The sequence below is a fragment of the Micromonospora sp. WMMC415 genome (assembly GCF_009707425.1).
Classification (GTDB): domain Bacteria; phylum Actinomycetota; class Actinomycetes; order Mycobacteriales; family Micromonosporaceae; genus Micromonospora.
On the sequence record NZ_CP046104.1, the window covers coordinates 5,310,074 to 5,322,883 of the forward strand.

A 12,810-nucleotide genomic window follows, 5' to 3' on the forward strand; every position below is an offset into this window, starting at 1 on the left:
GAACGATGACAGTCTCGAACAGCGTCACGCCCGACATCTGGCCGGCTGCCGTGCCGTTCCCGGGCAGTGAAGACCCCCCCGGCCATGTCGAGGACGTCAACGGCGTTCCGGCCCGGCACCACTATGTGGAGGCCGCTGGCACGTCCTGGCACGTGGTCACCGCCGGAGACCCGGACAAGCCGCCCCTCGTCTTTCTCCACGGTTTCCCGGAATCATGGTGGGCCTTCCACGCCCAGATCGCCGACCTGGCCGCCGACGCCTTCTGCGTCGCCGTGGACACCCTGGGCAACGGCCAGTCAGACAAGCGGCTCGACCTCGACTACCACTACGGAGCGGTCGCCGCGAACATCGCCGCCCTCATCGATGTCTGCGGGCTCGACCGCTTCGCCCTCGTCGCCCACGACCGCGGCGCGGTAATCAGTGACAACCTGTGCGCCGTCCCCTCCATGGCCGATCGCATCGTCGGCTACGTGCGCATGCAACAGTCCGGCAACCAACCCCACAGCGAACCCCGTCCCCCACACGAGCTGTTCGCTAGCCCCGCCGGCGTCGAGCTCTTCAAGTCCGGGCTGCTGATCGACATGGCATACGGCGCCCTTCCCCGCCCGGACGGCCAACCTCCGCTGGTCGCCCGGCCGCTCGACGACACGACCCTGGCCCGGCTCCGTCGTGAATTCTCCTTCCCAGGCGTAGCCGAAGGGGCGTCCGCGTCGTTCCGCGGCGCCAGCTTCGACCGCGAACTCGCCGAGCGCAAGGCACGGCTCTTCGCGGCCATGACGATGCCGGTGCTGTTCCTCCAAGGCTCCCGCGATCCCGGTCAGCAGCCCTCCGAGTACGAGACGGTCAGCGACGAGGTACCGGATGGCCGCCTGGTCTTCGTCGACGCGGGACACTTCTTCCATCTGGAAGCACCGGCGGAGACCAACGCCGAGGTCAGGGGATTCCTCACCGACATCGGCTGGATCGGGACGCAGGCCTGACTGAACCGCCCCGGTCGAGATGGCGCCCACCGCGTCCGGCGATAGTGCGCGTCTGCCGGCGGCAATGCGGGCGGTGAACTGCGCCGGCCGCACCGCAGGAATCAGCTCAGTCGGTGACCAGCTTGCCGATGATGGCACGGGAGATGGCGCCGAGCTGTGCCATCTGCTCGTCGGTGAGAGCGTCAAGGGCTAGTGGTGCTTTGTTAGGTTCGGTGGCGTTTGTTGCGGTGTAGCGGTTTCACGGGTTGGTGGCAGGTGATGCAGGCGCCGGTCCAGGTCGCGAGGAGTCGTTGCAGCTCGCGGATGACCGCGTAGAGGGTCAGGCCGGCGCAACCGCTTTGGGTCCAGGCGCAGTTCGGTGATGAACAGGTGAGCGGCGGTGACGAGGGTGACGTGGCGGTGCCAGCCGGTCCAAGAGCGGCCCTCGAAGTGGTCCAGGCCGAGGCCGGTCTTCAGTTCGCGGTAGTCGTGTTCGATCCGCCAGCGGATCTTGCCGTAGCGGACCAGGTCGGTGCGGCTGGTGGTGGCGGGCAGGCTGGACAGCCAGTACTTGACCGGCTCGGCCTCGTCGTCCGGCCACTGGGCGATCAGCCACCGCTCGGGCAGGGTGCCGTCGGCGTCACTGGCGACGCGATGCCCGGCCGGGCGTACGCGCAGGAAGATGAACTGGGAGCTCATCGTGCCTTTCGAGCCTTCCCGCCAGATGATCGTCTCCGCAGTCCGGCGGCCGGCGGCACGGATGTGTTCGACCAGGCTGACAGCCGTCTTCGGGTAGCGCGGCTCCGTGCGGGTCGGTGGGCGGCCACGCCCGGACCACACCCGCGGCACCGGTTGCACGTCTGGCTTGTGGGCGAGAGCGTCGCCTTTGACCTGCATGATGTAGCCGATCCCACGCTCGTCCAAGGCGCTGCGGAACTGGCTGTTGTCGCCGTAGCCGGCGTCCGCTGCCAGTAGTGGTGGGCGCAGGCCGTGCTCGGCCAGTTCGTCGAGCATCTCCACGACCAGCGCCCACTTCGGGCGATGGCGCTCGTCCTCGGGAATCGTGCAGCGAGCCCGGCGAGCGGCCACCCCGTGCCGTTCAGCCTCGTCAACAGCTTGGTCGTCCCACGACGTCGGCACGAACAACCGCCAATCCAGAGGGCACGATGCGGTGTCGGTGACGGCGTGGACGCTCACCCCGATCTGACAGTTCGCCACCTTGCCCAACGTCCCCGAGTACTGCCTGGCCACGCCCGGCGAGCTCTTGCCGTCCTTCGGAAAGCCGGTGTCGTCGACCACCCACGCCACCGGCTCGACCACCTCAACCGCCCGCCGGGCCAGCCGCATCCGCACCGCCGTGGTGTCCCACGTCGAGGTCGTCACGAACTGCTGCAACCCCTGATGATCCACCCCGAGCCGATCCGCCATCGGCTGCATCGACTTACGCCGCCCGTCCAGCAGCAGCCCCCGCAAATACGTCTCACCCTTGGCCCGCTGATCCGACCGCGCCAGCGGGGTGAACACATCCGCGGCGAACGCCTCAAGCCGTTGCCGCACAACGGAAAGCTCATCAGGGGTCACGCCAACATCGAACTACCCGAACCACTCCCAGCGCCCCAACGACACGCCGACCTAACAAAGCACTACTAGAGGAGGCGCTGAATGCGCACCTTCGGCTGCTCGTTCCGGAGGTGGCCCTGCTTGTGCTGGCGGACCTGCTCGTCCCAGGCATCCTGGTCGTAGTCGGGGTCCGGCGGGATCCACTTGTGGGAGCCGTCGCTGTAGTGGAACTTGTCGTCCCCGGGGCGCAGGATGCTCACCGCAGCCAGCCGAGGAAGCGTTGGTGCAGCGCTCCCGCCGGCACCCAGGTCAGGTCTTCGGAGGCGCGCACCAGTTGGGCGCCCAGGTAGAGAGCCAGGGATATCGGTGCGCCGTCGAACTCCGCGCGTAGCTCTCGCTGCCGCGTGCGGCAGGGCCAGGGCGCGTCGCAGCCGCCGCAGCTCCAGATCGGCAGCACCGGTCCGTGCGTGGTCATGCGCAGCCTCCGAGCAGCGCCGCCGTCAGCGACCGCGCCTGCCGGCTGGTCGCCCACTCCACCTGCCAGCACGGGTACGGCGTGAGCCGCGACCACCATGCCCGGCAACCGGTGCACAGGCCGTCCGTCCCTGGCAGATGCGCGACCAGGATCCGCTCCGCCTCGATGCTCATTGCTCCTCCTGGGCGGGCCAGTGCTTCCGGTTAATCGGGATGCGGTGTCGGTTACGGCAGGGCAGGTCGACCCCACAGCGACAGACCCACGCCCACTTGCGCCACGACCATGCCGGGCGGTGTCGCCGCGCCAGGGTCATCGCGACGGCGATCAGGTACTGGTCGTAGGACACTCGTCGCCACGGTGGTGTTCTGTCCCGCATCACTGCCTCCCTCCGCCGGGCAGCCCTCCATGACCGACCCCGAACCACGGGACCGGATCTGGAACGTTCGGTAACTGCGACGCTACGATCACGGGGACGGCGGTTGGACTCACCCGTAGTACGAGTGAGCAGGCCAAATGCCCTTCCACAGTGTTGGTTTCACGGCGGGAACGTCGACCACCGGTCAATGTAGGGATGACGGATGGCAGGTCGCGGACGATCGGCACTACAGCGCGGCGGGGTGACCGGCTACCTGTTCAAGCTGATCCGGGAGTCCATCCCGCTGACGCAGGAGCAGCTCGCCGTGGGCCTGGGCGTCGACCGCGTGACCGTGCAGAGCTGGGAATCCGGGCGGCGGCCATTCACCGCGGTGCCGCTCGGGCACGCGGTCTCCGTCCGGCACCGGCTCAGACGGCTCGGCGCGAACGCAGTCCTGCTCGCCGCACTCGACGACGCTGCCGAGGCAGACTTCATCCTCGCCGCAGTCCTCGACGATCAGGTGGACCGCTGCGACATCGACGAACAACCGCTCGGCTCGTCCGTACTCACCCACCGCCTGACAGATCTGATCCTCTGGGCCGTCCTCGGGCAGACACCGACCTTCGCAAGAGGGCTACCCATCGCCCATCCGCGGCGAGGTCCGGTCGCGTCCGGGCCGACCCTGCCCATCGATGAGCAACGTACGTTCTTCGCTCACCTTCCCGGGCTCGCCGAACGCGCAGCCGCCGGACGGGATCCGAACGTGCTCCTGCACCGGCAAGCCTGCTTCCTCGCCGGCATGGACCCCACCAGGGCGGCGGCGGGTTGGCTCACCCAGACCACCGCCCGCGCCCGCCGGACGACCACCTTCCACACCTGGTCACCTCTGTGGCCCGACGCCCGCTCCGTCGTCACGTCCCTCGCCAACCAGGGCAACCCGGAACCGCTACGGGATTTCATCGCCCGGGCACACCCGGACGACGCCTGCGAGCGAGCGGCCCTCAACTACTCGGCCTACTGGGTAGGCGAAATCCCGTACCGCCACCGCGACGACTGCTTCATGCCCGGGACGCTCGCGGACTGGCATGGCTCGATCCTTCTTCGGCACCTGGTCCAGCGCCTGGACCCAGCGCATCCCTTCGTCGACCTCAACATCCACAACGTCTGGGCTCTGTTGGCCGCACGACGCGGCCTCGCCCTCGACAGCCCCGCCGCGACCCGGTCACTCCTCGACCGCAGTGTCCCGCTCCTGGACAGTGACCGGATCTCCGCGCAGTCGCGGCAGGAACTAACCTTTATCGTCTACCGCCTGCGGGCGGACGGACTCACCGGCACAGGGACGGGCAGATGAGCGACGACCACGACGCCGCCGGAGCAATGAGCTTCATCTTCGAAGCCGGCGTCCTCAAACGCGCCGCCCGTACCGGCTGGTGGTTCGCCGGCGTCAAGCACCCCGAGTCCATCGCCGAACACTCCTTCCGGACCGCGCTCATCGGGATGATGCTCGCCGCCATGGAAGGTGCCGACCCGGCCCGGGTGTCGATGCTCTGCGTACTGCACGACACCCAGGAAACCCGAATCACCGACATCCCGCACATCGCCAAGCGCTACCTCACCGCCGTACCCAACACCGCCGTCACCGCCGACCAGGTCGCCGCCTGCCCACCGGCCGTCGCCGACGTCATCACCGCCGCCGTCGCCGAATACGAAGCTGGCGAAACCCTCGAAGCCACCGTCGCCCGCGACGCCGACAAGCTCGAATGCCTCGTCCAAGCCGTCGAGTACCGCCACCAGGGCGTCGACAACGTCCAGCGCTGGATCGACAGCTCACGAGCGGCACTCAAGACCGCGAGTGCCCACCGCCTCGCCGACGCCGCCCTCAGCGGACAACCCCTCGCCTGGCTCACTCCCCCGCCACCGAGTAAGCCCTAGTCACTTGGCGTTGACCTGCCGGTGGCCCGGACCTGCCAGTGCTGCGCCCAAGGCAAGGACGCCACCCGGCCGAAGCACAAGCGGCGCTGCTGCGCTGTCGGCCGCTGCTGCCGGGCCGTCCCGTCCACGCGCACGGTCAGCGACATCCGAGCCGCGCTGCGGGCCGCCCTCACCCACGCCCAGGCCGAAGACCTCATCACCAAGAACCCCGCCGTGCCGGTCACCCTCGCCACCGTCCGCCGCCGGCGGGGCAAGTCCTGGTCGAGCGACGAGGCGCGGAAGTTCCTGGAGTCCGCCAGAGCAGACGAGGACTTCCTCTACGCCGCCTACGCCCTGGTCCTCGTCACCGGATTGCGCAAGGACGAAGCGCTCGGACTCACCTGGGCAGACGTCGACCTCGACGCCGGAGAGCTGACCATCGGCCGCCAACTGCAACGCGTACGCGGACAGCTCCTCCACCGGGACACCAAGACCCAAGCGTCCGACGCCACTCTCCCCCTGCCCGACATCTGCCTGACCGCCCTCAAGCTCAGACAGGAACAGCGCGATGAGGCACGAGCAGCCGCCGGCAAGGCATGGCACGAAACACACCTCGTATTCACCACCCGCTATGGCACACCCATCGAGCCGCGCAACTTCCAGCGCTCCTGGCAGACGAGATGCGAGAAAAGCGGGCGTCAAGCCGATCACCGTCCACGACGCCCGCCGGACCTGCGCCACGCTCCTGGCCGACCTCGACGTCCACCCGCGAGTCGCCATGCAGGTCCTCCGGCACGCCCGCTTCTCCGTAACGATGGAGATCTACACCCCGGTCTCATCAATGGCGACACGCGACGCCCTAGAGCGCCTCGGCGACTCCCTCGGCATCTGACCTACACGGACAGAGACGGGTACTGGTCCAGTTCTCGCGGTTCGGATCGCCGAGAGCGTCCCACTCCTCAGGTGTGCCGGGAAACGGCTGCCAGTACGGCAGATGGAACGGTCGCCACGTCGGAGTGACCATCGAAAACGACTCCAGCTCCGGGTCCGCGAGCATGCGGTAGATGAACTCCGTCATGGACATGTCGAACCGGTGCCACGGGTGGGGCGGATCGTGCCGAGCGAGCACGGGCCACCGATCAGACTCCACCGAGCGGTCCGCCAGCCAGAAGTACTGACCCCCGGACGAGTCGTGACCCCATTCGATCAGCCCGGACCCCTTGTCGGGCTCGTACAGATCGTGCGGGGCGTACAAGCGCGCGGCGGGATCGTCATGCTCACTTACCCAACGCCGGCTGGAGTTCCACCACCCGAGCAGCGAGGTCGAATCGTGATCGTCGGTCGGTCGCGGTAGGTCAAGGACGCCCATGAACAGGCCTGGCACGAACCGCCGGCACAACTCCTTGAAGTCGCTCGGCAGCGCGACACCGAGCTCCGCCTCCACCTGCTCCCAGCCGGCACCGCCCTCAGGCTGGTGGTGCCATCCGGTCACGTCGATGATCCGGTCGATCCACGTCAACTGATCGTTCACGGCCGGCAAAGTAACAACACAGGCGGACACCTCGTCGCCCGCTGCTCACCCGCTGGCTGACCGTTGCTGCACTTCGCTGCTGTACGGGCAGCAAAAAGGCCACCCCCATCAATGGGAAGTGGCCTTCTACCTGGGTGGGCGATACTGGGATCGAACCAGTGACCTCTTCGGTGTGAAGCAGGACGCCGCACCAACTCTGACCTGTAAAAACGAGAAGATGCAGGCAGGGGTGGGTGCAGTTGCGCGCCGTTGGGTGCCGTTCGGTGCAGTTAAAGGCCGTTCAGCGCACCCTGTTGCTCCCCACGTGCTCCCCTGACACGGGGTTCGTGACCGGGCGGCTGGGGCCACCGGGGCTGAGATGACAGCGACACCTACCGTAGCGGGGAGCAGGAACGATCAGCGGCAAATTCGGATGGCGGACCATGTGGGTGCGGGGCATGATCATCGGATGGATGCCCACCGATCGGTCGTTATGGTCGATGATCTCCGTTCGTTCGTAGACGGCCGCGACGCCGAGGTGGGCTCGGACGAGCGCCGCCGGAGTCGAGCTTCCGGTCGATACCGGGACAGGCGGCTGGACGAGACGTAGCTGGACCATGGCTTGGGTGGGGAGGAACGGCAGGCACGCTAGGTGCGGCAGCAACGCCACAATGATTTCCACCCGGGCACCCAACCCGAACTGACCGACGAGCGCGACTCCCAACATGTGCGCCAGAGCCCCGTTTTCAGCCGTCGTTGACAACCGCAGGTGATGGTGTGACCTGTCCACCGCCTGGATGCTGGGGCAGCTCAACCAGTGTGAGCCGCGGCAGTGTGCGCCGGAGGAGCCGCTGGGTTGCGACCAGTACCAGCTCCGGTCCACCACGACTTGCCGCAGTTCTGGTCCGCGCCGCCGGCCGCGGACCGCATCATCCGACAGTCCAGCGAACTCCCGGTCGCGACGATGTTTTCGGTCAGCTCATGACCTCGCCCACCGTACGGACTTCCATGCCGCGAACCTTGATCGCTCGCATGATCTTCGCGAAGTCGTCCCGATGGCACTCGGAGCTGTTCGCCGGTGTCGTCGTGACGACCCGGTGGAAGCAGAGGATGAGCCAGCCGCCAGCGTACTGGGCGCGGTCGAGCATGCCACCCCGGCCGATCAGGGTGTCCGGGTTCGACATCCCCTTCTGGGTGGAGCTGATGCCGGTAAGGGAGCGCAGCCGCATCGGCATCGGCGGCGGGGTGCACTCCCGGTTGTCCTCGGCGAGGATCGACCGGCCGGTGGAGAAGTAACGCTGCACGATCGCCTCGACGCTGTGGCCGTCGGTCGTCTGCCCGAACTGGCCGCCGGGATAGGCGAACGAGTCGCTGTTGAAGTTGTTCTCCCTCATCCAGCTGCGCAGCGCGCCGGCGTCCTTGTCGACCACCTCAGCACTCACCCCGCTGTAGCGAGCGGCATGCACGGCGCCTTCATAGGAGTGCCCGGCCACCTCCCACCCGGACAGGTTCTGCGCCGCCCGCAGCTGGTTCGTGGTGAATCTGCCGTCCGTGTTGATCTGGTCGGCGATCGTGTACGTGGTTCCGCGGAAGTCGTATTTGTCCATCACCGGACGGCCGTTGGTGAAAACGTCCTGCCACGAGTCGTCGAAGGTGATTGATACCAGTCCGTTGGAATAGGTGGAGTTGGTGTCCGGGACGATCTCGACCGCCTGAAGCCAGACGGTGCAGGGGCCCGTGCCGGTGTCGATCACCGAGAACCGCATGTCGGTGAAGCCGGCCTGGACGGAGGGCACTCGGGCCGCGTCAAGCTTGTACGCCCCCTCGGAACCGCTGAGGTCACCCCACTGCAGGGTGACCGCCACCCACTCGCCAGACTGCACCCAGTTCTGCTTGTTCGAGTGCGTGTGCACCCTCCATCGGAAGGCGTTGGCCAGGCCGGATGTGCCGACATAGAAGTTGATCCAGCGCAGCTTGTTCACGTCGGACACCTTGAAGATCAGGCGGATGGCCTTACCTTTCAGGTTCACCGCTGGGCCGCCCAGCCGCTCCAGGTTGGCCTGGTCGGCATTGGTTCCGTCCACGCCGGCCTTCCCGGCGGTGATCAGCGAAACGGACTGCGTGCCGCGTACGAATTCGGTGGTGTTGTCGAAGATGACCTTCTTGATGTTGCCGCCGGTGGCGGTCCATCCGTGATCCTTCTGGAAGCTCTGCGACCAGGATGCCGGAGTCAACGCCGCAACGACGGGAGGAGCGCCGAGCAGCACGGGGCGGGCCGGTCCGCTGCTGAAGATCCTGGTACCCAGAATGGTCGCACCGGCCCCGGCCACCATCACACCAGCTCCGACCGCAGTCGCCTTGAGCAGGGATCGCCGCGACGGGGCTCGGTGGGACCTGGGCCGTAGTGGATCACTCATGGTCGCCACCCTAATTCAGGGTCGACCGGGCAGGGATCCCGGTGTGCTACAGGCTCCCCTTCAAGATCTGCGCCTTTGGTACAACCCTTACCGATAGCGATGAAGATCCCGTCGATCGCCTCGGGCGAAACAGTCGTTTCCGGGCGCCGCGCCCCTTTTCGCCGACGCGCAGCGGGTCGGCGCGGATCTGGTACTCGTCGAGGCCGGCTTCGTTCTTGGCTTACTGGAAGCATTCCTCGATCGCCCAGCGGGCACCGGCGATGCGGGCGAGGTCAACCAGGCCGGTGCGGCGGGGTCCGTAGCAGACGTAGTAGGCGATCTCGCCCGTGGTGATGCTGCGCCGGGCGAGCAGCCAGTACCACGGCCGGGTTGCCATCCGATGCGCACGGGCACCCCGCGCCCACCAGCACTCGCGGGTCTACGGGCGTCGGCGCCAGCGGACAGCCGACACCACGCCCGAGCCGGCAGGGCCGCGATCAGCTCGTCCGCACGACCGATGCCCATCGTCGTGTGATCATGCCTTCGTTGCGGCGGGTCGCGGCCACATAGGCGATATCCCGGTGTTCCAGCCACACCCGCAGCAACTTCGACTGCCCGTAGGCCTCGCCCATCGTCACCCACCCCATCGGCACCCCGTTATAAGGGCACGGACGAGCATGGTGCGGGCATTTGCACCGTCGTGGCGAACTCGACCTCATCCGGGATCGCGGCGGCCCGACACCGGTTCCGAACATCGGTTCACGACGTCGGGAGGCAGAGCTGCCGGTCGATCAACGCGTGGCCCTTGCCAAAGCGGTAGGCCAGGGACACCCCGACCTGACAGTTCTCCGTCCGACCCGCGGTCCCAGAGTACTGGCGTTGGTGCGCCGCGAGGCGCTCTGTTGTATCCCCAGCTCAGCTGGGAGGAACTTGGAGGGAGGTTCTTGGGTCTGATGGCTTACCCGGAGCTGAAAGGCGATGGGGACAAGAGCATGCCAGGAAACCGGCGGTCATGGTCAGGCGTCTGACGTGATGCGTCGTGGGACCCGCGCGATATGGCGAAGGCTGGATTGCTTGAAACCCAATCTCCAGACGATGAAAAGTACCATCCGCCGGAAATGACGCCTGGAACCGGCGCCGCGCTCTGCTCTGGCTTTACAGCGTGGTCGGGGCAACCTCTGGGGCGCAGGGCGATGCCCAGCGAGGGCATTCAAGGAGATGAGTGGGTCGCCTACGTCGTGCTGTCACGTGCAACAGAGACGAACGCGGGATCGCCTACGGGGCGCGAGCCCTACGGCGACGGAGCGCTCGTAGTAGTCGCCGGGGTCACGTCCGGCCGAGGAGGACGGGAAAGCCGTCCGCAGGGCGAAGGAGCGCAGGTGATTCGGACACCACAGGACTCGGGAGGTATGCGAAATGCAGAGCGCCGAAACGGTGCTGGGTGTCCTGCGTGAACGCGGCAAGCGTGGTCTGCCGCTGGATGAGTTGTATCGACAGATGTTCAACCCGCAGTTGTATCTGCTGGCCTACGGGCGCATCTACGCCAACCAGGGCGCGATGACACCGGGGGCCAGCGCAGAAACCGTGGACGGCATGTCGCTGGGCAAGATCGGCCGCATCATCGATGCGATGCGCCAGGAGCGCTACCGGTTCAGCCCGGTGAAGCGGGCGTGGATCCCGAAGAAGAACGGGAAACGGCGACCGCTTGGCCTGCCCACCTGGTCGGACAAACTCGTCGGCGAGGTGATGCGCCTGCTGTTGGAGGCGTACTACGAGCCGCGGTTTTCCGCCCGGTCCCACGGGTTCCGTCCCGGCCGGGGCTGCCACACCGCGTTACGCGAGGTGGCGACCACCTGGACGGCGACGGCCTGGTTCATCGAGGGTGACATCTCCGACTGCTTCGGCACGCTCGACCACAAGGTCATGCTGTCGACGCTGGCGGAGCACATCCACGACAACCGGTTTCTGCGGCTGGTGCGCAACATGCTCACCGCCGGGTATCTGGAAGACTGGGTCTGGAACGCCACGCTCAGCGGGGCACCGCAGGGCGGCGTAGTTTCCCCGATCCTGTCGAACATCTATCTGCACCGGTTGGACACGTTCGTCGAGAACGTTCTCATCCCCGAGTACACCCGAGGCGAACGCAGGGCGAAGAACCGTGCCTACTGCCGGGTGCAAGACGCGGCCGCACGTGCCCGTGTCCGTGGTGACCGCACCACGGCCCGGAAACTGCGCCAGCAGTTACACAGCCTGCCCAGCCGGGACCCGAACGATCCCGGCTACCGGCGGCTGCGCTACGTGCGCTACGCCGATGACACCCTGCTCGGGTTCGTCGGACCACGAGCCGAAGCCGAGGACATCAAACGGCGTCTCGCTCAGTTCCTGCGCGACGATCTCAAGCTGGAACTGTCCGAGGACAAAACGCTGATCACGCACGCCCGCACAGGCGCGGCGAGATTCCTCGGCTACGAGATCACCGTCCAGCACGGCGACCACATGCACCATCGTGGGAACCGGACGGTCAACGGCACGATCGGGTTACGCGTGCCGAAAACGGTGATCAAGGCCAAGTGCGCTCGGTACCTACAGCGTGGTGAACCCGCGCATCGGACCCGGCTGGTCAACCACGATGACCACACCATCATCGCGACCTACGGGGCCGAGTACCGAGGCATCGTCCAGTACTACCTGCCCGCCGGAGATGTCTGGCGGCTGAGCCGGCTGCGTTGGGTCATGGAGACCTCCATGCTCAAGACGCTGGCCCTCAAGCACCGCTCAGCGGTGTCGAAGATGGCCCGGAAATACCGGACCTCCATCGACACCCAGCACGGCAAGCGACGGTGTTTCGAGGCCCGCATCGAACGCGAGGGCAGGCCACCACTGGTCGCCCGGTTCGGCGGCATCCCACTCAAACGGCAGAAGACAGCGGCCCCCATCGACCGCAGTCCCACCCCAGCCGTCGCCCGCAAGGAGTTGATCAATCGGCTCCTCGCAGGCAGGTGCGAGGTCTGCGGCGGATCAGTGGACATCCAGGTCCACCACGTCCGCAAACTCGCCGACCTCGACCAGGCCGGGCAGTCACGCAAGAACACCTGGACAAAGATCATGGTCAAGCGGCGACGCAAGACGCTCATCGTCTGCGCCGACTGTCACCACCAGATCCACTCCGGGAACAGCGCCGCACTCACGCAGTAGTCACCGGAGAGCCGGATGCTCGGAAACGGGCCCGTCCGGTTCGGGAGGAGGGCGTTGGAAAAGGACCTGCCCCGGCAGGCACCTCGTCAACGCCCCACCTCACCACCCCGGCCGATTGCGTCCCCCTCTTCAGGAACTCGATATCGTCGACGATCAGCACACCGCCCGGGTCGCCGACGTGCTCGACCACGTAGCCCCGCACATCGTCACGGACCGCGTCGACGTCCCAGTCCGCCCACCGCAACAACCGCCGCATCCCATCCGGCGACACATCGGCTCGCTCCTGGTCCACCTGGTAGCGGGCCGTCATCAGCATGACCGTCAGCCGCTCCCGCAGAGGGCACTCGTTCTGCAACGTGATAAGCGCGGGGATCGACCGGTGGCTGTCACCCAGCTGCGGGTGGCGTGCCATCCGGAGTTCGAGGCAGACAACGCGGCGCATCGAAGCC

The 12,810-nt window shown here is 66.9% G+C and carries 11 protein-coding genes and 4 pseudogenes; 5 read left to right on the forward strand and 10 right to left on the reverse strand.

Going from position 1 to position 12,810, the window contains the following annotated elements:
• Positions 1-5: 5 nt before the first annotated feature.
• Entirely contained in the window at positions 6-980 is a 975-nt protein-coding gene (locus tag GKC29_RS24920; protein ID WP_196255717.1) for an alpha/beta fold hydrolase, read from the forward strand.
• Positions 981-1,169: 189 nt separating this feature from the next.
• Here the strand turns inward: GKC29_RS24920 and GKC29_RS24925 are convergent, their stop codons facing one another.
• The 4 genes from GKC29_RS24925 to GKC29_RS29690 form a co-directional block, all read right to left on the reverse strand.
• The gene (locus GKC29_RS24925) at positions 1,170-2,540 is read right to left on the reverse strand and encodes an IS701 family transposase (RefSeq protein ID WP_155333135.1); all 1,371 of its coding nucleotides are present in this window, start codon (positions 2,538-2,540) and stop codon (positions 1,170-1,172) included.
• Positions 2,541-2,605: 65 nt separating this feature from the next.
• Positions 2,606-2,779, reverse strand: a complete 174-nt coding sequence (locus tag GKC29_RS29685; protein WP_196255718.1) for a hypothetical protein — start codon at positions 2,777-2,779, stop codon at positions 2,606-2,608.
• On the reverse strand, positions 2,776-2,994 hold the full coding sequence (locus GKC29_RS24930; protein ID WP_155333136.1) for a hypothetical protein: 219 nt from the start codon (positions 2,992-2,994) through the stop codon (positions 2,776-2,778). The genes GKC29_RS29685 and GKC29_RS24930 overlap by 4 nt, the downstream gene beginning before the upstream one ends.
• A complete protein-coding gene (locus GKC29_RS29690) occupies positions 2,991-3,167 on the reverse strand; it encodes a hypothetical protein (protein ID WP_196255719.1) in 177 nt (58 codons plus the stop codon). The genes GKC29_RS24930 and GKC29_RS29690 overlap by 4 nt, the downstream gene beginning before the upstream one ends.
• A gap of 405 nt (positions 3,168-3,572) precedes the next feature.
• Between GKC29_RS29690 and GKC29_RS24940 the strand changes: the two genes are divergently transcribed.
• The 3 genes and pseudogenes from GKC29_RS24940 (at position 3,573) to GKC29_RS30650 (ending at position 6,152) form a co-directional block, all read left to right on the forward strand.
• Positions 3,573-4,700 (forward strand): DNA-binding transcriptional regulator, encoded by a 1,128-nt coding sequence (locus GKC29_RS24940; protein WP_155333137.1) that lies wholly within the window; start codon positions 3,573-3,575, stop codon positions 4,698-4,700.
• The gene (locus tag GKC29_RS24945; protein ID WP_155333138.1) at positions 4,697-5,281 is read left to right on the forward strand and encodes an HD family hydrolase; all 585 of its coding nucleotides are present in this window, start codon (positions 4,697-4,699) and stop codon (positions 5,279-5,281) included. Before GKC29_RS24940 ends, GKC29_RS24945 begins: the two co-directional genes overlap by 4 nt.
• A gap of 213 nt (positions 5,282-5,494) precedes the next feature.
• A pseudogene (locus GKC29_RS30650) lies at positions 5,495-6,152 on the forward strand (site-specific integrase).
• Here the strand turns inward: GKC29_RS30650 and GKC29_RS24955 are convergent.
• The 4 genes and pseudogenes from GKC29_RS24955 to GKC29_RS30165 all read right to left on the reverse strand — a co-directional run.
• Positions 6,120-6,779: a hypothetical protein gene (locus tag GKC29_RS24955; RefSeq protein WP_155333139.1), complete on the reverse strand. Its 660-nt coding sequence runs from the start codon at positions 6,777-6,779 to the stop codon at positions 6,120-6,122. The pseudogene GKC29_RS30650 and the gene GKC29_RS24955 sit on opposite strands and share 33 nt — an antisense overlap.
• Positions 6,780-7,071: 292 nt before the next feature.
• Positions 7,072-7,560, reverse strand: a complete 489-nt coding sequence (locus tag GKC29_RS24960) for a hypothetical protein (RefSeq protein WP_155333140.1) — start codon at positions 7,558-7,560, stop codon at positions 7,072-7,074.
• Positions 7,561-7,744: 184 nt separating this feature from the next.
• Positions 7,745-9,187 (reverse strand): polysaccharide deacetylase family protein, encoded by a 1,443-nt coding sequence (locus GKC29_RS24965; RefSeq protein ID WP_370463370.1) that lies wholly within the window; start codon positions 9,185-9,187, stop codon positions 7,745-7,747.
• 223 nt (positions 9,188-9,410) lie between these two features.
• Positions 9,411-10,063, reverse strand: a pseudogene (locus tag GKC29_RS30165) (transposase); the annotation flags it as partial.
• Between the two features lie 519 nt (positions 10,064-10,582).
• Between GKC29_RS30165 and GKC29_RS24980 the strand changes: the two are divergent.
• Positions 10,583-12,361, forward strand: a complete 1,779-nt coding sequence (locus GKC29_RS24980; RefSeq protein ID WP_196255720.1) for a reverse transcriptase/maturase family protein — start codon at positions 10,583-10,585, stop codon at positions 12,359-12,361.
• A gap of 97 nt (positions 12,362-12,458) precedes the next feature.
• Here GKC29_RS24980 and GKC29_RS24985 read toward each other — a convergent pair.
• Both GKC29_RS24985 and GKC29_RS30170 read right to left on the reverse strand, forming a co-directional pair.
• A pseudogene (locus GKC29_RS24985) lies at positions 12,459-12,716 on the reverse strand (transposase); the annotation flags it as partial.
• Positions 12,702-12,803, reverse strand: a pseudogene (locus GKC29_RS30170) (hypothetical protein); the annotation flags it as partial. The pseudogenes GKC29_RS30170 and GKC29_RS24985, both read right to left, overlap by 15 nt.
• Between the last annotated feature and the right edge of the window lie 7 nt (positions 12,804-12,810).